At 55.2% G+C, this 21,333-nt stretch carries 19 protein-coding genes; 9 read left to right on the top strand and 10 right to left on the bottom strand.

Annotated elements, in window-relative coordinates:
• Positions 1-47 precede the first annotated feature (47 nt).
• The 4 genes from yrfG (at position 48) to pckA (ending at position 3,918) form a co-directional block, all read left to right on the top strand.
• Positions 48-716, top strand: coding sequence for a GMP/IMP nucleotidase (yrfG, locus tag QMZ65_RS16495; protein WP_038644273.1), 669 nt, complete (start codon positions 48-50; stop codon positions 714-716).
• Positions 717-729: 13 nt separating this feature from the next.
• Positions 730-1,131, top strand: a complete 402-nt coding sequence (hslR, locus tag QMZ65_RS16500; RefSeq protein ID WP_160833813.1) for a ribosome-associated heat shock protein Hsp15 — start codon at positions 730-732, stop codon at positions 1,129-1,131.
• A 25-nt stretch (positions 1,132-1,156) separates the two neighbouring features.
• Positions 1,157-2,029 carry an Hsp33 family molecular chaperone HslO gene (gene hslO / locus QMZ65_RS16505; protein WP_283216368.1) on the top strand — a complete coding sequence of 291 codons (873 nt, stop codon included), beginning with the start codon at positions 1,157-1,159 and terminating at the stop codon, positions 2,027-2,029.
• A 269-nt stretch (positions 2,030-2,298) separates the two neighbouring features.
• The gene (pckA, locus tag QMZ65_RS16510) at positions 2,299-3,918 is read left to right on the top strand and encodes a phosphoenolpyruvate carboxykinase (ATP) (protein WP_283216369.1); all 1,620 of its coding nucleotides are present in this window, start codon (positions 2,299-2,301) and stop codon (positions 3,916-3,918) included.
• Positions 3,919-4,062: 144 nt separating this feature from the next.
• On the opposite strand, the gene envZ is transcribed toward pckA, so the two are convergent.
• Positions 4,063-5,421, bottom strand: coding sequence for a two-component system sensor histidine kinase EnvZ (gene envZ, locus QMZ65_RS16515; RefSeq protein WP_058960579.1), 1,359 nt, complete (start codon positions 5,419-5,421; stop codon positions 4,063-4,065).
• Entirely contained in the window at positions 5,418-6,137 is a 720-nt protein-coding gene (ompR, locus tag QMZ65_RS16520; RefSeq protein ID WP_001157751.1) for an osmolarity response regulator transcription factor OmpR, read from the bottom strand. Before ompR ends, envZ begins: the two co-directional genes overlap by 4 nt.
• Before the next feature lie 514 nt (positions 6,138-6,651).
• On the opposite strand from ompR, the gene yjbE reads away from it, so the two are divergent.
• The gene (yjbE, locus tag QMZ65_RS16525; RefSeq protein ID WP_097119379.1) at positions 6,652-6,894 is read left to right on the top strand and encodes an exopolysaccharide production protein YjbE; all 243 of its coding nucleotides are present in this window, start codon (positions 6,652-6,654) and stop codon (positions 6,892-6,894) included.
• 122 nt (positions 6,895-7,016) lie between these two features.
• On the opposite strand, the gene greB is transcribed toward yjbE, so the two are convergent.
• Positions 7,017-7,505: a transcription elongation factor GreB gene (gene greB, locus QMZ65_RS16530; RefSeq protein WP_160833810.1), complete on the bottom strand. Its 489-nt coding sequence runs from the start codon at positions 7,503-7,505 to the stop codon at positions 7,017-7,019.
• Between the two features lie 204 nt (positions 7,506-7,709).
• Between greB and QMZ65_RS16535 the strand changes: the two genes are divergently transcribed.
• Together QMZ65_RS16535 and QMZ65_RS16540 are read left to right on the top strand one after the other, a co-directional pair.
• Positions 7,710-10,040 carry a Tex family protein gene (locus QMZ65_RS16535; protein WP_283216413.1) on the top strand — a complete coding sequence of 777 codons (2,331 nt, stop codon included), beginning with the start codon at positions 7,710-7,712 and terminating at the stop codon, positions 10,038-10,040.
• A gap of 127 nt (positions 10,041-10,167) precedes the next feature.
• A complete protein-coding gene (locus QMZ65_RS16540) occupies positions 10,168-11,856 on the top strand; it encodes an alpha-amylase family glycosyl hydrolase (protein ID WP_283216371.1) in 1,689 nt (562 codons plus the stop codon).
• On the opposite strand, the gene QMZ65_RS16545 is transcribed toward QMZ65_RS16540, so the two are convergent.
• Entirely contained in the window at positions 11,857-12,126 is a 270-nt protein-coding gene (locus QMZ65_RS16545) for a YdgH/BhsA/McbA family protein (RefSeq protein WP_034820058.1), read from the bottom strand.
• A 150-nt stretch (positions 12,127-12,276) separates the two neighbouring features.
• A complete protein-coding gene (gene bioH, locus QMZ65_RS16550) occupies positions 12,277-13,053 on the bottom strand; it encodes a pimeloyl-ACP methyl ester esterase BioH (protein WP_283216372.1) in 777 nt (258 codons plus the stop codon).
• A gap of 34 nt (positions 13,054-13,087) precedes the next feature.
• On the opposite strand from bioH, the gene gntX reads away from it, so the two are divergent.
• Entirely contained in the window at positions 13,088-13,765 is a 678-nt protein-coding gene (gntX, locus tag QMZ65_RS16555; RefSeq protein ID WP_097119383.1) for a DNA utilization protein GntX, read from the top strand.
• Between the two features lie 58 nt (positions 13,766-13,823).
• A complete protein-coding gene (gene nfuA, locus QMZ65_RS16560; protein ID WP_034819678.1) occupies positions 13,824-14,399 on the top strand; it encodes a Fe-S biogenesis protein NfuA in 576 nt (191 codons plus the stop codon).
• Between the two features lie 37 nt (positions 14,400-14,436).
• On the opposite strand, the gene malQ is transcribed toward nfuA, so the two are convergent.
• The 5 genes from malQ to glpE all read right to left on the bottom strand — a co-directional run bounded on the left by malQ (position 14,437) and on the right by glpE (position 21,150).
• On the bottom strand, positions 14,437-16,482 hold the full coding sequence (malQ, locus tag QMZ65_RS16565; RefSeq protein WP_211729228.1) for a 4-alpha-glucanotransferase: 2,046 nt from the start codon (positions 16,480-16,482) through the stop codon (positions 14,437-14,439).
• 91 nt (positions 16,483-16,573) lie between these two features.
• Positions 16,574-18,979: a maltodextrin phosphorylase gene (malP, locus tag QMZ65_RS16570; RefSeq protein ID WP_211729227.1), complete on the bottom strand. Its 2,406-nt coding sequence runs from the start codon at positions 18,977-18,979 to the stop codon at positions 16,574-16,576.
• Between the two features lie 187 nt (positions 18,980-19,166).
• Positions 19,167-19,925: a DeoR/GlpR family transcriptional regulator gene (locus QMZ65_RS16575; protein WP_034819687.1), complete on the bottom strand. Its 759-nt coding sequence runs from the start codon at positions 19,923-19,925 to the stop codon at positions 19,167-19,169.
• A 41-nt stretch (positions 19,926-19,966) separates the two neighbouring features.
• On the bottom strand, positions 19,967-20,791 hold the full coding sequence (glpG, locus tag QMZ65_RS16580; protein ID WP_283216373.1) for a rhomboid family intramembrane serine protease GlpG: 825 nt from the start codon (positions 20,789-20,791) through the stop codon (positions 19,967-19,969).
• Positions 20,792-20,823: 32 nt separating this feature from the next.
• Positions 20,824-21,150: a thiosulfate sulfurtransferase GlpE gene (gene glpE, locus QMZ65_RS16585; protein ID WP_283216374.1), complete on the bottom strand. Its 327-nt coding sequence runs from the start codon at positions 21,148-21,150 to the stop codon at positions 20,824-20,826.
• Positions 21,151-21,333: the final 183 nt, after the last annotated feature.

Consider the following 21,333-nt stretch of genomic DNA (forward strand, 5'->3'; position numbering starts at 1 on the left):
TTCCCTTCTGTGCTACCCTGTCGCCCTATTTTTTAGGGCGAGAGAGTATGACGATGACGCTAAACTGGTCCGGGATTGATACCGTGCTGCTGGATATGGATGGCACGCTGCTCGATCTCGCCTTCGACCGCCATTTCTGGTTGGAACACGTTCCTGAAACCCTGAGCCGCGAGCGTGATATCACGCTGGCCGAGGCACATCAGCTGATTCAGCAAAAGTATCAAGCCGTAGTGCATACGCTAAACTGGTATTGTCTTGATTACTGGTCGCAAGAACTGGCCTTAGATATCCGCGCCATGACATGGGAAAAACGTCACCGTGCCGCCATGCGCGAGGATACGTTGCCGCTACTCCAGGCACTACGTGCTGCGGGTAAACGCACCATTTTGCTGACCAATGCGCATCCGTACAACCTCGAGGTAAAGCTGGAGCAAACCGGTTTGGCTCCCCACCTTGATTTATTACTTTCTACCCATACCTTTGGGTATCCGAAAGAGGATCCACGTCTCTGGCAGGCCGTTCAGCAGCAAACTGCATTCGATAGCGAGCGCACGCTGTTTATTGATGACAGCGAAGCGATCCTCGATGCGGCGGCACGCTGGGGCATTCGCTGGTGTTTAGGCGTCAGCAATCCGGATTCCGGTCGGCCCGATCAATCTTTCCAGCGTCATGCTGCAGTGCGAGACTATCGCCAGTTGTGTGAAACGCTGCGTTAAAGCAGGAGCCGCAATGAAAGAAAAAACCAGCGAAGGTGTCCGCCTCGATAAATGGCTGTGGGCTGCACGTTTTTATAAAACGCGCGCGCTGGCTCGCGAAATGATCGAAGGCGGTAAAGTGCATTACAACGGCCAGCGTAGCAAGCCGAGTAAAACCGTGGAATTGCATGCCGAGTTAACGCTGCGTCAGGGCAACGATGAGCGAACGGTAGTGATCACCGCGATTGGCGATCAACGTCGCCCTGCTACTGAGGCGCAAGAGATGTATGCGGAGACCGCCGCCAGCATTGAGAAGCGTGAAAAAACGGCGCTGGCACGCAAAATGAATGCTCTGACCATGCCGCACCCCGATCGCCGCCCGGATAAAAAAGAGCGCCGCGATCTGATGAAATTTAAATTGTCGGGCGATGAATAACCGTCGCCCCAACGAGAGAAACACTATGTCTGTTCAAGATCAACTGCACCGTTACCTGTTCGAAAATGTCGCCGTTCGCGGCGAGCTGGTCAACGTATCCGAAACCTGGCGTGAGATTGTCAAAAACCACGACTACGCCGAACCGGTGAAAAACCTGCTGGGTGAATTGCTGGTCGCGACCAGCTTGTTGACCGCAACGCTGAAATTTGATGGCGACATCACCGTTCAGTTACAGGGCGATGGTCCACTGACATTGGCGGTGATCAATGGCAACAACAAGCAGGAATTGCGTGGCGTTGCACGCGTGAAGGAAGATGCCGATATAACACCGGGTAGCAGCCTAAAAGAGATGGTGGGCAACGGCTATCTGGTCATCACCATTTCTCCGGAAAAAGGCGAGCGTTATCAGGGTGTCGTCGGTCTGGAAGCCGATACGCTGGCTGGCTGCCTGGAAGATTACTTCATGCGTTCTGAGCAGTTGCCAACTCGCCTGTTTATTCGTACCAGCGATAAAGGCGCCGCCGGTATTCTGTTGCAGGTACTGCCTGCACAAGAGCCGAGCCAGGATGATTTTAATCATCTGGCCACTCTGACCGAAACCGTGAAGAGCGAAGAGCTGATTGAGCTGCCCGCGACGGATGTGCTGTGGCGCCTGTATCATCAGGAAGAGGCCACGGTGTTTGATCCGACCCCGGTCAGTTTCAAATGCACCTGTTCACGCGAGCGCTGTGGCGAAGTACTGAACACACTGCCGGTTGAAGAAGTGGACGAAATCCTTGCAGAGGATGGCAAGATCGATATGCACTGCGACTATTGCGGTTCGCATTATGTTTACGATGCCGTAGACATTGCTGCGATTCGTAATTCACCTACAAATAACAGCGATCAATTGCACTAATTCCCCTACGGGCGGCATCGCCGCCCGCATTTCTGTCAGGAATTAACCCATCAACTTCCGCGTAATTTAACTAACTTACACTGACTTTAGTTTCTTAACTGGCAGAATTCACTGCTTGTCACGTTCCAGCTCGCATTTTTACCTCTCTTCACTTTTACGCCCTGCTCAGACGTGTACACTGCGCGCGATCTGCCCTGTCCGGCCATGCACGACAGGACGCAGACCCCCTCATAAAAATGCTATGAAGCATCGATCTAAGGAGCAGCCACATGCGCGTTCACGGCCTGACATCGCAAGACCTTGCCGCTTTGGGCATTAGCGGCACCACAGAAGTGGTGTACAACCCTGACTTTGATACGCTGTTTCAGGAAGAAACCCGCCCGGAACTTGAAGGTTATGCGCGAGGCACCCTGACGCAGAGCGGCGCCATTGCCGTGGATACCGGTATCTTTACCGGACGTTCGCCAAAAGATAAGTACATCGTGCGCGATGACACCACGCGTGACACCTTGTGGTGGAATGATGTCGGCAACGGTAAAAATGACAACCAGCCGCTGTCGCAGGAAACCTGGCAGGCGCTGAAAGATCGCTGCACCGCACAACTCTCTGGCAAACGTCTGTTTGTCATCGACGCTTTCTGCGGTGCGAATCCCGGCACCCGCCTGAGTGTGCGTTTTGTGATGGAAGTCGCCTGGCAGGCGCATTTCGTCAAAAACATGTTTATCCGCCCTGATGAAGCCGAGCTGGCCTCCTTTAAGCCGGATTTTGTGGTGATGAACGCCGCGCAATGCACCAACCCGGACTGGCAGGCTCAGGGTTTACACTCTGAGAACTTTGTCGCCTTTAACCTCACCGAACGCATGCAGCTGATTGGCGGCACCTGGTACGGCGGCGAGATGAAGAAAGGCCTGTTCGCCATCATGAACTACCTGCTGCCGCTGAAAGGCATCGCGTCAATGCACTGCTCGGCGAACGTGGGTAAAGCGGGTGACGTTGCGGTATTTTTCGGCCTGTCTGGCACCGGCAAAACCACGCTGTCCACCGATCCCGATCGCCAGCTGATTGGCGATGATGAACACGGTTGGGATGATGATGGCGTGTTTAACTTCGAAGGTGGCTGCTATGCCAAAACCATCAATCTGTCAGAGAAAGCCGAGCCGGAAATCTATCGCGCCATCCGCCGCGATGCCCTGCTGGAGAACGTGGTGGTGCGAGCGGATGGCAGCGTTGATTTTGCCGATGCCAGCAAAACGGAGAACACGCGCGTTTCCTATCCGATTGAGCACATTGAAAACATCGTGCAGCCGGTATCCAAAGCGGGCCATGCGCAGCGCGTGATTTTCCTGACCGCTGATGCCTTTGGTGTACTGCCGCCGGTTTCGCGCTTAACGCCAGAACAGACCCAGTACCACTTCCTGTCGGGCTTTACCGCCAAACTGGCCGGCACCGAGCGTGGTGTCACCCAGCCAACGCCGACTTTTTCAGCTTGTTTTGGCGCGGCCTTTCTGACATTGCATCCAACGCAATATTCCGATGCGCTGGTGAAGCGTATGGAAGCGGCGGGTGCAAAAGCGTATCTGGTGAATACCGGTTGGAATGGCAGCGGTAAACGTATTTCACTGAAAGATACCCGCGCCATCATCAATGCGATTCTGGCGGGTGAGCTGGACGACGTAGCGATGGAAACGCTACCGGTATTTAACCTGCAGATGCCTGCGACCCTGGAAAAAGTCGATGATGCGATTCTGGATCCACGTCGCAGCTGGCCGGATGAAGCCGCGTGGCATGAGGCCGCGCAGGGTCTGGCGCAGCGTTTTGTCACCAACTTTGAGAAGTATACCGATAACGATGCCGGCAAAGCGCTGGTTCAGGCTGGCCCGCAGTTGTGAAGTGAATGAGCCGCCAAATGGCGGCTCATTGATACTCAGTCTTAAGCGGCGTGATTTTTCAACTGTGGTGCTGAGGGCTACGCAGCCAGTCGCGGATGCCTGCAGGCGAAACAGTCATCGCTCCACATTTATCTGAGCGAAGCGTTAACTGTGATGCGTGCTGACTAACGCCGTACCGTTATTCTCCGGTATCGGCAACCACGCGCGAATGCGCAATCCGCCATGCTCGCTCTCACCTATCTCCAGCGAGCCTTCATGCGCGTCGATAATACGCTGCACAATCGCCAACCCTAAGCCGGTGCCACTGGTGCTGCGTGCGCTATCGCCACGTACAAAAGGCTGGAACAGATGCTGAAGCTGATCGGGCTTAATACCCGGACCATCATCTTCCACCTGGAACCAGGCGCGATTCAGTTCCTGGCCGCTGCTGACTTTGATCCAGCCGTTGCCATAACGCGCGGCATTCACCACCAGATTCGCCACGGCACGCTTAATCGACAGCGGATTGATATCCAGCATCAACTCTTCCGGCATCACCGCATTCTCAATCTCACGCTCATAGCCGCTTTCCGCCGCCACCACTTCACCCAACACACTGTTGAGATCGGCGCGCTCGGTCTGCATCTCCTGCCCGGTGCGCAGATAGTCGATGAACTGCTCGATGATGGCGTTGCACTCTTCGATATCTTTATTGATCGACTCGGCCAGATAGCCATCCTGTTCACTCATCATCTCGGTGGCGAGACGAATGCGTGTTAAAGGGGTGCGCAAATCATGACTGACACCCGCCATCAGCAGCGTACGGTCATCGGCAAGCTGTTTGACGCCCGCCGCCATCTGGTTAAAGGCTCGCGTTACGGAACGCACTTCCGATGCGCCATACTCACGCAGCGGAGGAGGAATGATGCCTTTACCGACCTGAAGCGCTGCATGCTCCAGGTCGACCAGGGGTCGGTTCTGAATGCGGATAAACAGCCAGGCACCGCCGATCGCCAGCAACATAATCGCCAGGGTGTAGCGGAACAGTGGCGAGAAATCGCCCTGATGGATTTCAGTCAACGGCACACGCACCCAGATGTCTGGCGACAACCAGGTTTTCAGCCAGACCACGGGGGAATTCTTGTTAACCTCGACACGGACATCGGTCGGGCCACCCAGCTGTTGCGCCATCTGCTCGCTAAGGAATTCGTAATGCTGTGCCCAGCGCAGGCCACTCTCTTCTGCCGCTGCGTTGGTGTACAACGAAATACCCAGTTCACGATAAATTTCACGCCGGAAGGCAGGTGGCACTTCCAGTTGCGTGCCATCTTCCAACTGCAGTCGATCGGTCATCAACATACGCACTTCGTAAGCGAGGACTTTATTGAACTGCTGCAAACTTGGAAGAATGGCGAAATTCAACACCACCAGATAGGTCGTTACCAGGCTGACGAACAGCAAGGTAACGATCAATAACAGGGTGCGGGCAAACGAACTGCGAGGAGAGAAGCGCAATCGCCTCATGCTTTACTGCCGTCCGGAACGAAGACGTAGCCAAGACCCCAAACGGTCTGGATGTAGCGTGGATGCGCCGGATCTTCTTCTACCATGCGGCGCAGACGGGAAATCTGCACGTCGATAGAACGTTCCATTGCACTGTATTCACGACCACGCGCCAGGTTCATCAGCTTATCGCGTGATAACGGTTCGCGCGGATGGCTCACCAGTGCTTTCAGCACTGCAAACTCACCGCTGGTCAGCGGCATTGGCTCATCTTCACGGAACATTTCACGCGTGCCGAGGTTCAATTTGAACTTACCGAAGGCGATAACCGCTTCTTCCTGTGAAGGCGCACCTGGCAATTCATTGGCCTGACGGCGCAGCACGGCACGAATACGGGCCAGCAGTTCACGTGGGTTAAACGGCTTCGGAATGTAATCATCAGCGCCGATTTCCAGCCCAACGATACGATCCACTTCTTCGCCTTTTGCCGTCACCATAATGATCGGCATCGGGTTGCTCTGGCTGCGCAAACGGCGGCAAATGGACAAGCCATCTTCGCCTGGCAACATCAGATCCAGCACCATTAAATGGAATGATTCACGAGTTAGCAGACGATCCATCTGCTCGGCGTTGGCGACACTGCGCACCTGAAAGCCCTGCTCGGTGAGATAGCGTTCGAGCAGTGCGCGCAAACGCATATCATCATCGACGACCAGAATTTTGTAGTTCTCTTGCATTGTTCAACTCCCAAAGGCGCCATTGCCTGAGTCAATATTGTGTAAAAAAGATGCCTGCATGTGACAGTTATTAATGGTTTATATTCTAACCGAAATTGTTACAAAGCATATTAAACAGCAGCTTATATTTAATTTAAGCCCTGAAATGCGCGTTGTCTCCCGCTTTTTATCGGGGCTTTCCAGCCGCTTAGCGCTAATCCGAAAATTTACGCGGTTTTCTTTTCGAAAATGGATCACAGGGCCGAAGACCGCTCGTTATCACAGCATTTGGGGCCATTTGGCTTAAGTCGACAGGCCAGAATCATTCGATGGGCGATCATTCGCAGCATAATATCTGGCTCTTTTCGTTTTCAGTGCTCATCTGCTCTCGGAACAATACGCATCTCGCGCCAGATAATGCCAGTGTTAAATAAAGTCTGATTAATCAGACAGTAATCAGCACTTTCTTCCTGCACAACGATCTCAGAAACTGCAAGGGTTCCTGCTGATATTGCGCATCTTTGGAGAGAAAAAAATGAAAAAAACTGCGGTCTTGCTGAGTGTACTGGTGCTGGTCAGCCTTTCTCAGGCTCATGCGGCCACCAGCGCGGGTGAAGCGGCGGGAGCCGAGGCCTCCACTACCGCCAAAGGCAATTCAGACGCGATGGGTGTGGGTGCCGTGGGTGCACTGTTAGGGGTGGCACTGGCTACCATGGGCGGCGGTGACAAAGGCACCAGCAGCACATCGACCACCACCGCGACAACGCCAGGCAAATAATCCAAATCTTTCAGGCGCGGCAATGCTGCGGCGCTTCCCCTTTTACGCCAGCCCATTTCGCCACCGGAGAATAAGTTGCACCCAAGGCTTTTTTACCCAAGCCATTATTCTCCGCCTCTTTTTTACTCTGGGTTCTTCACATACTCGATGCAGTTAACAAACCAGACTTTCTGTCCTTCCGGCGTATTCACCACGACTTCGTCATCCACCTCTTTTTTGATCAGCGCACGGGCCATCGGTGAATCAATGGAGATGTAATCCTTAACCGCATCGCCATAGATTTCATCCGGCCCCACAATGCGGAATCTCTTTGCATCACCCTGTTCATTTTCCACCTCAACCCAGGCACCAAAGAACACCTTTCCTTCCTGTTGCGGCGCATAATCGACAATTTTCAGATCGGCGAGGCATTTGCGCAGATAGCGCACACGGCGGTCTATCTGCCGCAACAGGCGCTTGTTGTAGGTGTAATCGGCGTTTTCTGAACGATCACCAAGGCTGGCCGCCCAGGAGACAATTTTGGTGATTTCCGGACGCTTCTCGTTCCACAAATAGTCGTGTTCGGCACGTAATTTGTTATAGCCTTCGCGGGTAATCAGTTGGGTTTTCATGACGTCTACTCGTGATAACAAGGTATCGTTACTGCAAAGAGGCCAACAATAAGCGACTACTTTGCTCTCAGCAAGGTGTGCACAGCGATGTGCGCGCTGCATTCAGAAAAAGACGGATTCACCTGTCCCCGGCTGGCAATTTGCCGCCCCAATCCGTATAACTGTCCCCTGTTTTCCAACCCTGTGTAAGCATTGTTAATGATGATGAAAGATTCACTGAGCCAGATTATCGCAAGTGAGCTGAAGGCTCGCGCCGACCAGGTTGACGCCGCTGTAAGCTTGCTGGATGAAGGGAACACCGTGCCGTTTATCGCACGTTATCGTAAGGAAGTGACCGGTGGGCTGGATGATACCCAGTTGCGTCAGCTGGAGAGCCGCCTTGGCTATCTGCGTGAGCTGGAAGATCGCCGCCAGTCAATTCTGAAATCCATCGACGAGCAGGGCAAACTCACCCCAGAACTCGCCACGGCCATCAATGGCACGCTGAACAAAACTGAATTGGAAGATCTGTATCTGCCTTATAAGCAGAAACGTCGCACGCGTGGGCAGATCGCCATCGAAGCGGGCCTGGAGCCACTGGCTGAAACGCTATGGAGCGATCCTTCTCAGGAACCCGAGTCATTGGCTGCAAGCTATGTGAATGCGGATAAAGGCGTCGCCGATGTGCGCGCAGCGCTGGATGGCGCACGTTATATCCTGATGGAACGTTTTGCCGAAGACGCCACGCTGCTGGCAAAAGTGCGTGATTATCTGTGGAAAAACGCGCATCTGGTAGCGCGTGTGGTGGAAGGTAAAGAGGAAGAAGGCGCGAAATTCCGCGACTACTTCGATCACCACGAACCTCTCAGTACCGTTCCTTCTCACCGTGCGCTAGCGATGTTCCGTGGTCGCAATGAAGGCGTGCTGCAACTCTCTCTGAACGCCGATCCACAATTCGAAGAAGCGCCGCGCGAAAGCCACGGTGAAACGCTGATCGCCGATCACCTGCAACTGCGTCTGAACAATGCTCCGGCAGACAGCTGGCGTAAAGCGGTGGTGAGCTGGACCTGGCGCATCAAAGTGCTGCTGCATCTCGAAACCGAACTGATGGGCACCATTCGCGAACGCGCAGAAGATGAAGCGATTAACGTATTCGCCCGCAACCTGCACGATTTGTTGATGGCGGCTCCGGCAGGCATGCGCGCCACCATGGGCCTCGATCCGGGCCTGCGTACCGGCGTGAAAGTCGCCGTGGTGGATGCCACCGGCAAACTGGTGGCACATGACACCATCTATCCGCACACCGGGCAGGTGGCGAAAGCCGCATCGGTTGTGGCAGCACTGTGCATCCAACACCAGGTGGAGTTGGTGGCGATTGGTAACGGTACCGCTTCACGTGAAACCGAGCGTTTCTTCCTCGACGTGCAGAAGCAGTTCTTGCAGATCAACGCGCAGAAAGTGATTGTCAGTGAGGCTGGTGCATCGGTCTACTCCGCATCGGAACTGGCCGCGCTGGAATTCCCGGATCTGGATGTTTCCATTCGCGGCGCCGTCTCCATAGCGCGTCGCTTGCAGGATCCGCTGGCCGAGCTGGTGAAAATCGATCCGAAATCCATCGGTGTCGGCCAGTATCAGCATGATGTGAGCCAAAGCCAGCTGGCGAAGAAGCTGGATGCGGTGGTGGAAGACTGCGTAAACGCCGTCGGCGTGGATCTGAATACCGCTTCAGTCGCCTTGCTGACGCGCGTGGCAGGCTTAACCCGCATGATGGCGCAGAACATTGTCACCTGGCGTGATGAGAACGGCCGCTTCCAGAATCGCCAGCAGTTGCTGAAAGTCAGCCGTCTTGGGCCAAAAGCTTACGAGCAGTGCGCCGGCTTCCTGCGCATCAATCACGGCGATAACCCGCTGGATGCCTCCACCGTGCACCCGGAAGCTTACCCGCTGGTCGAACGTATTCTGGCCGCGACTGAACAGGCGCTGAGCGAGCTGATGGGCAATCCGGGTGGGTTGCGTGATCTCAACGCGCGCGACTTCACCGACGAGCGTTTTGGTCTGCCAACCGTCACCGACATCATGAAAGAGCTGGAAAAACCGGGGCGCGATCCGCGTCCGGAGTTCAAAACCGCGCAGTTTGCCGAAGGCGTGGAAACGCTGAACGATCTACTGCCGGGCATGATTCTGGAAGGCGCGGTCACCAACGTCACCAACTTTGGTGCTTTCGTGGATATCGGCGTGCATCAGGATGGTCTGGTGCACATCTCTTCACTGTCAGACAAGTTCGTCGAAGATCCCCATCAGGTGGTGAAAGCGGGCGATATCGTCAAAGTGAAGGTGATGGAAGTGGATATGCAGCGTAAGCGCATCGCCCTCACCATGCGTCTTGACGAACAGCCCGGCGAGAGCAATGCGCGCGGCGGCAATAATCGCAGCAGCGGCAAAGGGAATGCACGTCCCGCGGCCAATAACAAAGCACGCGGCAAGCCGGCTAATTCGCCAGCTGGCAATAGCGCGATGGGTGATGCGCTGGCAGCAGCATTTGGCAAAAAACGCTAACGCCCAGCCCTGAATAACGCGCGGAGACAGCTTCGCTCCGCGCGTACACATTTGATAAATCCCCTCATCCGTCTACGCTGAAAAAATCCGTGTGAAAAAATGACCTTCCGCGTGGCCCAACGATCTGATGGACATAATCAACGCCCTACTTGATGAGATTTACGAAGGCCGCTTCCCCGTCGCCGCACGTGAGCGTCTGCTTTCCCACATTCGTGCAGCGCACGATACCGCTAAACTGCCGCGCAAAGCCCACTGGGACGAGAAGGATGTGGTGCTGATCAGCTACGCCGATCAGTTCCGTGAACCCGATCAGCCCACGCTCGCCAGCTTCTCGCACTTCTATCAGCAGCATCTGCAATCCACTTTCAACCTGGTGCATTTGCTGCCGTTCTTTCCCTATTCTTCCGACGATGGCTTCTCCGTGATTGATTATCACCAGGTGAATCCTCTCTGTGGCGAGTGGCAGCATATTGCGGCGCTGCACAGTGAAACCCGGTTGATGTTCGATTTTGTCTGTAATCATATGTCGGCGCACAGCCAATGGTTCCGCCACTTTTTGGCGCAGGATCCTGGCTGGGATGACTTCTTTATCAGCATGCCACCGGCCACCGATCTCAGCGCCGTGACGCGCCCTCGTACCTCGCCATTACTGACGCCGTTTGAGATGGCTGATGGTGAAACGCGCTTTATCTGGACCACCTTTAGCGCCGACCAAATCGACCTTAACTTTGCCAATCCTGACGTGCTGATTCGCATGGTGGGCGTATTGCTGGATTACCTGAACAAGGGCGCCGATTATGTTCGTCTCGATGCGGTGGGGTATATGTGGAAGACGCCGGGTACAAATTGCATTCACCTGCCGAAAACCCACCAGCTGGTGAAGCTGTTTCGCGCCATTTCCAACGAAGTGGCACCGGGCACAGTGATCGTCACCGAAACTAATGTGCCGCATAAAGACAACATCAGCTATTTTGGTAACGGGCACGATGAAGCGCAGATGGTGTATCAGTTTTCACTGCCGCCGCTGGTGCTCCATGCCATTCATTCAGGATCCGCACGCGCGCTGCGTCAATGGGCCAGCACGCTGGGCACCGGTAACGGCACCACCACGTTCTTCAACTTCCTTGCCTCGCACGATGGCATTGGCCTCAATCCTGCGCGCGGTATTTTGTCTGAAGTGGAGATCGTAGCACTGGTGCGAGATTTGGCGCTGGAAGGGGCGCTGGTGTCTTATAAAAACAATCCCGATGGCACCACCAGCCCTTACGAAATTAACGTCACCTATTTCGATGCTCTCAACCAGCAGAATGATGACGATGACACGCGTCTGCGCCGATTCCTGCTGGCACACGCCATTCTGCTCGCCTTTCCGGGCGTGCCGGCGATCTATATCCAAAGCATTCTGGGATCGCGCAACGACAATGAAGGCGTGCGCGCGGCAGGACACAACCGCGCCATCAATCGCCAGAAATACAGTTTGCGTGAAATGGAACAGTGGATCAGCGGCGCTGACCCATTGCGTCAGCAGGTGTATGAACGACTCAGCGCATTGATCCAGCTGCGCACCCGCCAGAGCGCGTTCCATCCGGATAATGCGATGACGCTGCTGGAGAGTGAAAATACCCTGCTGATGTTGCGGCGACATCCGTCAGGCAGTGAAGAGGGCTTATTGTGCGTGTTTAATCTCAGCAGCCGGGAAGTGACCACGCATCTGCCGCAGGCGCGACATTATCAGGATGTGATCAGTGGCGAGAAAATCGATGGCAGCCAGCCAATGACGCTGGCTGCGTGGCAATTTATGTGGTTGCGTGGCTGATTATTTGTAAACATCCGCCGTGGCGCTGAACTTGCCATGTTCGCGGCCCGCAATCACCAGAAAGTATTTGCCGCCTTTCTCATCGGCCGCTTTGGAGAGTTCGCGCTTCGCATCCATCGGTGAGGTGGTCTCCGCCGTAGTGGTCACCGTACCGATTTTCTCCAGATTCATTTTCTGCACTTCTTCTTTAGTCACTTCCTTTGCGGCGAACGCTGAAAACGACACCGCACTCATCACCAGAGAAGCCACAGCCCATTTCATCATCTTCATAGCATTACCCTCATCCATTTTTTGCATTATTGGGATGTCAGCGGCCGCGAAGCACAACAGGCGAGATAGCAAAAGAACACACCGCGAAGCAGCTCAGCTCACGTCAAAAGTATTACCGCTGGTGAAAGAATTTCCACTGCCGCAACAGATTTAACGGGTAACCGCTTGGATGAACTCGATAATATGCTGGCAAAATGTGTCAGGATGCGAGACAAATGGCGCATGCGCCGATTTTTCCATCACAATTGAAGGTGAACGCGGTAACGCTTCATCCAACTGCTTTGCAATTCGACGTGGTACTAATCCATCCAGCGATCCATACAAACGCATCAAGGGCATTGCCAACTGCGGCAGCTGCGCGCGCAGATCCACTTCGCGCAATATCTCCAGTCCACCTTCCAGCACTGCGACCGAAGGCATTGGCTGCGATAGCACCACGTCTTTGAGCTGACGTGCATCCTGGCGCGCATTTTCCGTACCCATGGTTTGCAAGGCCAGGAAACGTTCTACGGTGCGCTGGAAATCATTGCTCAGCTGCTGCTGGAAGCTTTCCAGCGTCTCAGGCTTGATGCCCGGCCAATCCTCGTGCGCGGTAAAACAGGGCGACGACGCCACGCTAATCAGCGCGGTGACACGTTCAGGCTGCATCAGTGCAATCTGGCTGGCAACCAGTCCCCCCAGCGACCAACCGAGCAACACTGCACGCTCAGGAAGTTGCGGAAGCAGCTGTTGAGCCATGTCGGCTAAGGTCAGTGCACCAAATCCCTGGCTGCGGCCAAAGCCGGGCAGATCCACCAGGTGCAGACGAAAATGCGGGCTGAGTCGTGGAACAATGTTCTGCCACACTTCGGCATTCAATCCCCAGCCGTGCAGCAGCACAAGATCGCGATCGCCTGTGCCTGTGGTGTGCCAGTAAAGCGAACTCATCGGTTACACTCCCGAAAAGTGAAAAGAGGCCGCTATGCTATCAATCCCTGCCCTGTGTTGGCTATGCCGCCTGCCATTACAGATTGCCAGACACGGGCTATGCAGCCGCTGTGCGCAACAAATCCCGGCGCTGCCCGCGATCTGCCCCTGCTGTGCACTGCCGGCCAGCGGCACCCGATTGTGCGGCCGCTGTCTGCGTTGTCCACCGCCGTGGCACAGCCTGACTTGCGTGAGTGATTACCTGCCGCCGCTGAGCGATTGGGTCATCCAGCTGAAATTTTCTCGGGCAACCGCACTCAGAGTGATGCTGGCACGACTCCTTTTGTTAAAATTGTTAAATAGTCGCCGCGATAACCTTACGCCGCGCATTGATTTGGTGTTGAGTGTGCCGTTACATCGGCGTCGTGCCTGGCAGCGTGGCTATAATCAGGCTGAGCTGCTGGCAAAACCGCTGGCACACTGGCTAGGTTGTGAATATCGTGCGGGGGTGCGCCGCAGACGGCGGGGCTTGGTCCAGCATGCGTTGCGCGCTTCGGCGCGGAAAAAGAATCTGCGCGGGGCCTTTTCCCTTGAAATGCCAGTGCGCGGACGCCATATCCTGCTCATCGACGATGTGGTTACCACCGGAAGCACGGTGGCAGAAATCAGCCGCATTTTGCTGGCGCAAGGCGCGGCCAGCGTGCATATTGGCTGCCTGTGCCGTACCTTGTAGAGCGGCGGCGTTGGGCGTATTATAACCAAGTAATTTAGTCAACTATTGAGCAATCGCCATGATCGTTATTACTGATGCTGCGCAAGAGCACTTCTCAAAATTGCTGTCAAAACAAGAAGATGGCACACAAATTCGCGTATTCGTCATTAATCCGGGTACGCCAACCGCGGAATGCGGTGTTTCTTACTGCCCACCCGATGCAGTAGAAGCCACTGATACTGAAATGAAGTTCGAAAAGCTGTCAGCCTATGTTGATGAGTTGAGCGCGCCTTATCTGGAAGATGCTGAGATCGATTTTGTCACCGATAACCTCGGTTCCCAGCTGACGCTGAAAGCGCCAAACGCCAAGATGCGTAAAGTGTCTGATGATGCGCCAATGGTTGAGCGCGTGGAGTATCTGCTGCAAGCGCAGATCAACCCACAGCTGGCGGGTCACGGTGGTCGTGTATCCCTGATGGAAATCACCGATGACGGTTACGCGATTCTGCAGTTTGGCGGCGGCTGTAACGGCTGTTCAATGATCGACGTCACGCTGAAAGATGGCATCGAGAAAGAGTTGCTGGCAGCGTTCCCTGAGCTGAAAGGTGTGCGTGACCTCACTGAACACCAGCGCGGCGAGCACTCTTACTATTGATTTTCTTGCGGCAGCGCACCCGCGCTGCCGCAGATTTCTACCTCGCTTTGCGTCCGTCATTCACCGCTTTCAGAACTTGCTTCACGGCTTTGTCGGCAAACATCTCTTCCAGCGTGACACATAACTTGCGCTGCCAGTTGGGATACTCATCCACTGTGCCAGGCACGTTGACCGGCATTGTCATGCCGAGCCAATCTTCCGGCTGCAATCCCAGTAATGCGCTCTCCGTGCGGGCCAGGTAACGGTGCATCGCCACATTGATCGCCGGCGTCAGCGGTTGCTTCAACGCAGGTTGACGACTGCGAGCTGGCATGGCCCCCGCCTGCTGTAAGGCGTCCAGCAAAGCCTGCTTTTGTGCTGTGCGCTGTTGTTGCAGGGAGTGCAGCACGCTATCGCGATACATGCCAAGCTTTTCACCCAATGCCAAATCTTCCGCCTGCCAGAATCCGCTCAACGTGGGCAAATCATGAGTACTGGCACTGGCAATCGACTGTCGAGGATAAGCCGCAGGCTGGCGGTAGCGGCCATCGCGCTCCTGTTCGAAGAACAGCACTTTCCACGAGAAAATGCCGTGGCTGCGCATCATGCGAACGATGATCGGCGGCACAATGCCCAGATCCTCGCCGATCACCATGCAGCAATGGCGCTGACTTTCCAGCGCCAGAATCGCCATCAAATCGTCCACCGGATATGACACATAGGCGCCTTTGTCTGCTGTCTCGCCATACGGAATCCACCACAGCCGCAATAACGCCATCACGTGATCGATACGCAGCGCGCCACAATCACGCATATTGGCGCGCAATAAATCGATAAAAGGCTGATAGCCGCGCGCGCGCATCTCATGCGGATCAAGCGGCGGCAACGCCCAGTTTTGCCCCAATGGCCCCAGGCGATCCGGCGGTGCCCCCACCGAAGCACCCAGCTTATACAACTGCGGGTCCTGCCAGGTTTCTGCGCTGTGCTGCGCCACACCGACCGCCAAATCCCGGTACAATCCCACCGTCATGCCGAGCTGCTGGCTACGCTGCCAGCAGGCGGCAAATTGCTGCTGCGCCAGCCACTGCAACCAACACCAGAATTGAATCTCGTCCTCATGTGCAGCACACCACTGCTGAACTTCTGGCTGATGGGCATTGCGCCAGGTTTCCGGCCACGATGCCCACCCCCACTCCTTCTCCTGCTGAGCGCTGCGTTCTGCCAGAATGCCGTCAAACGCCGCCTGATAGCGCAGATGCTCGCCGCCCTCGGCGACAAATTGCAGGAATTCCTGCTCAGGCTGATAATGCTGCCAGGACAGGCGTAGCGCGGTGATTTTCAACTCAGCCACCGCTCGATAATCGACATAGTCAGTGGCGCGCGCGGCTTGCACAGCCTTGCGCGTTTTGGCGAGTTTCCACCAGCGCTGTGCTTCAGCGCTTTGAGCGAATGCCGCCACCTGATTAACGTCGATATACAGCATATTCAGCCAGCGACGCGAGGTGGGGCTATAAGGGCTGGCGTGGTCAGGCTGCGCAGGATAAAGCGCGTGTAGCGGGTTGAGGCCAACAAAATCGCCTCCGTGAGCGGCGATCTGCTCCAGCATTTGCGCAAGATCGCCAAAATCACCGATCCCCCAATTGCGATCGGATCGCAGCGTATAAAGCTGCACCAGCGCTCCCCAGCGTTTGTCGCCTTGCGCTAGCGGTTCGGATAAATAGCAGCGACGTGGCGCGATAATAATGCGCGAGTGCCACTGCTGACGTCCTTGCTGTAAGGTCAAACGGTGATACCCCTGTGGCAGACGCGGCGGCAATGTGAAGGTCTCGCCTGCCTGAAGCGTGCCGCTGTAAGTTTTGCCCCGTTCGGTCTCAAGCTGCCAGCTAAATTCGCCTTTGCCCTGCGGGCAACACTGACGCGGACGGCGCGGAGTGAAAACCAGCACCGGTGGCAGTGGTGGCGTTTTACCTTCCGGCGTATTCATCACCGCCAGCAGTGCACGTTTGGTGTCGTCGCTAATGCGCACCCGCTCACCGTTCGCATTGGTAAAATCTACCGCAATACCCGCTTCCTGCGCGGCCTGATCCAGTTTGCTGAACGTCATCACGTCTCCTTGGGTGCAGTGCGTATCAATACGTATCCGACGAAAACCTTATCGAAACCATGTCGAGCGGCCATCAATAGCGAGCTGGAAATCAGCGCGCGGCCTGCCAGATGCGTTGCTGGTAATCGCGAATCGAACGATCGGAACTGAATCGCCCAGTGCGCGCGGTGTTGAGAATCGCCGCTTTAGTCCAGGCTTCCGGGTTCTTCCACAAGGCTTCAACCTGTTGCTGCGCGTCGAGATACGCCTCGAAATCGGCCAGCACCAGCCAGGGATCGCCACCTTTGGTCAGGCTGGTGAGCAGCATATCGAATGCCTGCTTATCACCTTCGCTGAACTTGCCCTTCTCCAGATCTTTCAACAATCCATCCAGATACTTATTTTGCTTGCGCAGTTTTTTCGGGCTGTAACCGTTGGCTTTGAGCGCCTTAACCTCATCCACGGTATTGCCGAAGATAAAGATGTTCTTCTCGCCCACCGCTTCGGCGATTTCGACGTTCGCACCATCCAGCGTGCCAATGGTCAGCGCGCCGTTCAGCGCCAGCTTCATATTCCCGGTGCCGGACGCTTCATAACCGGCAGTCGAGATTTGCTCCGAGAGATCGGCTGCCGGAATCATCAACTCGGCGGCGGTAATGCGATAGTCAGGGATAAACACGACTTTTAACCGATCGCCGACTTTCGGGTCGTTATTGATCACCTCGGCCACTTTGTTAATGGCGTAGATGATGTTCTTGGCAAGGTAGTAGCCCGGCGCGGCCTTGGCACCGAACAGGAATACGCGCGGCACAAAGTCGGGGTTATCAGGATTGTCCCGCAGCTGACGATAGCAGTGCAGCATATGCAGCAGGCTGAGGTGCTGACGTTTGTACTCGTGTAGCCGCTTAATCTGCACATCGAACAGCGCATCAGGATTCACATCAATGCCGGTCACGCGTTTGATGTATACGGTCAGGCGCAGCTTGTTCTGCTGCTTGATGGTGCGGAACTGCTGACGGAAAGCTTTTTTACGCGCATAGGGCGCCAGCCACTCCAGCGCATCCAGATCGTTGGCCCACTCCACCTGCAACGTTTCATCAATCAGGTTCGACAGCAGCGGATTGCACTGCTTCAACCAGCGGCGCGGCGTGATGCCATTGGTCACATTATGGAATTTGTTTGGCCACAGAAGGTGGTATTCCGGGAACAGATCCTTCACCACCAGCTCAGAGTGCAGCGCAGCCACGCCATTCACGGCGAAACAGCTCACCACACACAGGTTCGCCATACGCACCTGTCCATCAGCCACCACCGCCAGCTTTTGCCATGTCGCGCTATCGCCGGGCCACTGCTTCTTGACGATTTTTTTCAGACGCTGGTTAATTTCGCGGATGATCAGCATATGGCGCGGCAGCAGATCGCGCACCAGCGACTCATCCCAACGCTCCAGCGCTTCCGGCATCAAGGTGTGATTGGTATAGGCGAAAACGCGGCTGGTGATGTGCCAGGCTTCATCCCAACTCAACTGATGCTCATCCAGCAGGATACGCAGCATCTCCGGGATGGCGATAGTGGGATGCGTGTCGTTGAGCTGGATGACTTCAAAATCGGGCAAGGTGTGGATCGAGCGCCCGGCAAGATGGTGGCGGCGCAGAATATCGCCCACCGCACACGCGCACTGGAAATATTGCTGCATCAGGCGCAGGCGTTTACCTTCTGCGTGATTATCGTTGGGATACAGCACCTTGGTGAGTTTGTCAGCATCAATGCCGGGCTGTTCGGCCTGCAGGAACTTGCCATCATTGAACAGGGTGAGATCGAACGGATGCACGCTGCTGGCTTGCCACAAACGTAACGGCAGCGTCACACCATTACGGTAGCCGACAACCGGCAAATCCCAGGCTTCACCTTTAAGCTGAAATTTAGGTCGCCACTGTAGCGAGCCATCGCTGTTTTTCTTCACTTTGCCGCCGATGCCAACCTGCACATCCTGTGCGGCGTTATGGCGAAACCACGGATAACTGTTGCGCTGCCAGTCGTCTGGCGCCTCTTTTTGCTGGCCATCGTCAAAGGTCTGGCGGAACAAACCGTACTGATAATTAAGGCCATGTCCCATCGCGGCCTGCCCGACAGTGGCCATCGAGTCCATGTAACACGCGGCCAGGCGCCCCAATCCACCGTTGCCAAGCGCCGGATCCACCTCTTCCTCCAGCAACTCACTGAGTTCTACCTGATGCGCGGCCAGCGCTTCCTTCACCTCGTCGTACCAACCCAGATTCAGCAAGTTGTTGCCGGTCAGGCGGCCGATAAGAAACTCCATCGACAGATAGTTCACATGGCGTTGGCCTGCGCGCGGTGTGGCGGGCGGCTGCGTGGCGAGCATCTCGGTCAGCACACGGCTTAATGCCTGCCACCACTGATGCGGTGTCATTTGCTGGGCGGAGGTGAGTCCAAGGTGCTGCCATTGGCGGGTAAGTGCGGCGTCGAAACGTGTTTTATTAAATTTTTGCTGCGACATATCAATCCCTTCGAGTCCGTTAACGGTAAAGACGGGCGAGCGCATAACCAGAAAGGATAAGTAAAGCCGGGGGCGAAGAAAAAAGCGACAGGGAAATGCGGATGGAGGGAAAAAAAGTGGATTTACGCGTGGCGCGCAACCTGATGCCATTCTGCGGGCGGCATAGCAACCGCCCCGACAGGATGGATTAGCAGAGTTCGAGATGGACTTCGTGTTGCTCAATCACCTTCAGCACGCTGGCAGGCGGCGTCTGATCGGTATACATGTAGTCAATCAGGCTCATATTCCCCAGGTTCACCATCGCATTACGGCCAAATTTCGAATGGTCCACCACCAACATCACGCAGCGTGAGTTTTCGATTATCGCGCGTTTGGTGCGGACTTCGTGGTAATCGAACTCCAGCAGTGAGCCATCCATATCGATGCCGCTGATGCCGAGAATGCCGTAATCGAGGCGAAACTGGGAGATGAAATCCAGCGTCGCTTCACCCATGATGCCGCCATCCCGCGTACGCACTTCGCCGCCAGCGATGATGACGCGGAAATCCGGCTTCGCCATCAGCAAAATCGCCACATTGAGGTTGTTGGTCACCACGCGCAGATTGTTGTGATTCAGCAACGCATGCGCCACCGCTTCCGGCGTAGTGCCGATATCGATAAACAACGTGGCACCATCCGGGATCTGGCTCGCCACACGCTCGGCGATGCGCGCTTTTTCCGCTGACCACATCATTTTGCGGTCCTGCCATGCGGTGTTTTCAGAGCTGGAAGGCAGCGCCGCGCCGCCGTGATGACGCTGAATTTTATTCTGATCGGCCAAATCGTTCAGGTCACGCCGAATGGTTTGCGGGCTCACCTCAAAGTGATCCACCAGCTCTTCCGTACTGACATATCCCTGGCGTCGCACCAAATCGATAATGGCGTCATGACGTTGCGTCTGCTTCACATCTCTCTCCTCGGCTCAGAGCCGTTTTCTTTTTATACCTGCTACCGACGAGCCACATTGCGCGTATCGACAAACGCCATGGCCAGGCCGACCAGCAAGCCGGTGACATGTGCAGCGTTAGCAATCGACAGCCCAAAAGCGCCGTACCAGCCAATAATCAGCCATACAATAGCGAAGCCCATCAGACCACGCTCCAGATAAATGCCACTTTCGGGATCGCGCTCGCCACGCAGCCAGCAATAACCCATCAGCGCATACACCACGCCCGATAGTCCGCCGAACAGCACACCGCTGAATTTGGCCTGCATCCAGCCGCTCAACAGCGCGGAAATGAGCATAATCACAAACAGCTTACCGCTGCCAATACGCTTTTCCACTGCGCCACCGAGATACCACCACCACATCAGATTGAACAGGATGTGCAGCAGTGAGAAGTGCAACAACGCATGGCTAAACCAGCGCCACACCTGGAAATACTGTGAGGAGTCAGCAGGCCACGCCAGCCAATCCAGCGCCACATCATCGCCAACAATCTGCATCATGATAAACACCGCCACGCAGGCGATCATGATCGTCATGGTGAGCGGACCTGCGCGTTCACGAATATTTGCCCAGATATTGCTGCGTTCATAGCGCAAGCCACTTTCGGTACTGCCTGTGTGCCAGCTGGCGGCCTGATAGCGCGGATGATTAGGGTCGCGTACGAACTGGGCAAGTTCGTTTTCAACCATCTCCAGTCTGCCTTCATCATCCAGCATAATGACATAGTGGCTTTCGCGCTCAATTCGCAGCGTGACGCCGCGCGTTGCCATGTAATCCACAAACGCCTGCGCCATACGTGGGTTGTTGAACTTTGTGATGCGCATCGTGCGGGTTCTCCTTCCTTTGTGTGATCGTCTCAGACGCTGCCAGTATCTACCTGCGAGGGGAACACGGCGCGCCAGGCGTCGAAACCACCATCAATGCTATAGGCAGCGCTGAAACCCTGCCCTAACAGGAACTGTGCTGCACCTTTGCTGCTGTTGCCGTGATAGCACATCACCAGCACCGGCAGCTCATGATTCGCCTGCGCGATAAAGTCCGCCAGATTGTCGTTCGACAGATGTAACGAGCCTGTCGCGTGGCCCATGGCATAGCTTTGTGGGTCGCGAATGTCCACCAGCTGCGCGCCTTGTGCCAGGTGCTCGTTAGCCTGCTGAACCGAAATACATTCGAAGTTTTCCATGGTGTCTCTCATAAGGTCGTCACAATTAGCGCCTAGTTTAACCTGAGAATCCGTCGCGATAACCTGACAAAAGTTATGGCTATGGATTTTTTTTCCTGCAGGAATGTTAGCTATATCACGCAAAAATGTTTTTATTGAGTTAAGCGCTGGCATCAATGTTGGTTTCCGATTATTATTACGCTC

The sequence above is a fragment of the Pantoea sp. EABMAA-21 genome, from assembly GCF_030053335.1.
Classification (GTDB): domain Bacteria; phylum Pseudomonadota; class Gammaproteobacteria; order Enterobacterales; family Enterobacteriaceae; genus Pantoea; species Pantoea communis.

Excerpts from the sequence above, each read along its gene's own strand:
- gntX (WP_097119383.1), top strand. The coding sequence starts at position 13,088 with ATGCTATCAATCCCTGCCCTGTGTTGGCTATGCCGCCTGCCATTACAG.
- QMZ65_RS16540 (WP_283216371.1), top strand. The coding sequence starts at position 10,168 with ATGGACATAATCAACGCCCTACTTGATGAGATTTACGAAGGCCGCTTC.
- hslO (WP_283216368.1), top strand. The coding sequence starts at position 1,157 with ATGTCTGTTCAAGATCAACTGCACCGTTACCTGTTCGAAAATGTCGCC.
- malP (WP_211729227.1), bottom strand. The coding sequence starts at position 18,979 with ATGTCGCAGCAAAAATTTAATAAAACACGTTTCGACGCCGCACTTACC.
- bioH (WP_283216372.1), bottom strand. The coding sequence starts at position 13,053 with ATGAGTTCGCTTTACTGGCACACCACAGGCACAGGCGATCGCGATCTT.
- yjbE (WP_097119379.1), top strand. The coding sequence starts at position 6,652 with ATGAAAAAAACTGCGGTCTTGCTGAGTGTACTGGTGCTGGTCAGCCTT.
- QMZ65_RS16545 (WP_034820058.1), bottom strand. The coding sequence starts at position 12,126 with ATGAAGATGATGAAATGGGCTGTGGCTTCTCTGGTGATGAGTGCGGTG.
- glpE (WP_283216374.1), bottom strand. The coding sequence starts at position 21,150 with ATGGAAAACTTCGAATGTATTTCGGTTCAGCAGGCTAACGAGCACCTG.
- QMZ65_RS16535 (WP_283216413.1), top strand. The coding sequence starts at position 7,710 with ATGAAAGATTCACTGAGCCAGATTATCGCAAGTGAGCTGAAGGCTCGC.
- yrfG (WP_038644273.1), top strand. The coding sequence starts at position 48 with ATGACGATGACGCTAAACTGGTCCGGGATTGATACCGTGCTGCTGGAT.
- greB (WP_160833810.1), bottom strand. The coding sequence starts at position 7,505 with ATGAAAACCCAACTGATTACCCGCGAAGGCTATAACAAATTACGTGCC.
- malQ (WP_211729228.1), bottom strand. The coding sequence starts at position 16,482 with ATGACGTTCAGCAAACTGGATCAGGCCGCGCAGGAAGCGGGTATTGCG.
- pckA (WP_283216369.1), top strand. The coding sequence starts at position 2,299 with ATGCGCGTTCACGGCCTGACATCGCAAGACCTTGCCGCTTTGGGCATT.
- ompR (WP_001157751.1), bottom strand. The coding sequence starts at position 6,137 with ATGCAAGAGAACTACAAAATTCTGGTCGTCGATGATGATATGCGTTTG.
- nfuA (WP_034819678.1), top strand. The coding sequence starts at position 13,824 with ATGATCGTTATTACTGATGCTGCGCAAGAGCACTTCTCAAAATTGCTG.
- envZ (WP_058960579.1), bottom strand. The coding sequence starts at position 5,421 with ATGAGGCGATTGCGCTTCTCTCCTCGCAGTTCGTTTGCCCGCACCCTG.
- hslR (WP_160833813.1), top strand. The coding sequence starts at position 730 with ATGAAAGAAAAAACCAGCGAAGGTGTCCGCCTCGATAAATGGCTGTGG.
- glpG (WP_283216373.1), bottom strand. The coding sequence starts at position 20,791 with ATGCGCATCACAAAGTTCAACAACCCACGTATGGCGCAGGCGTTTGTG.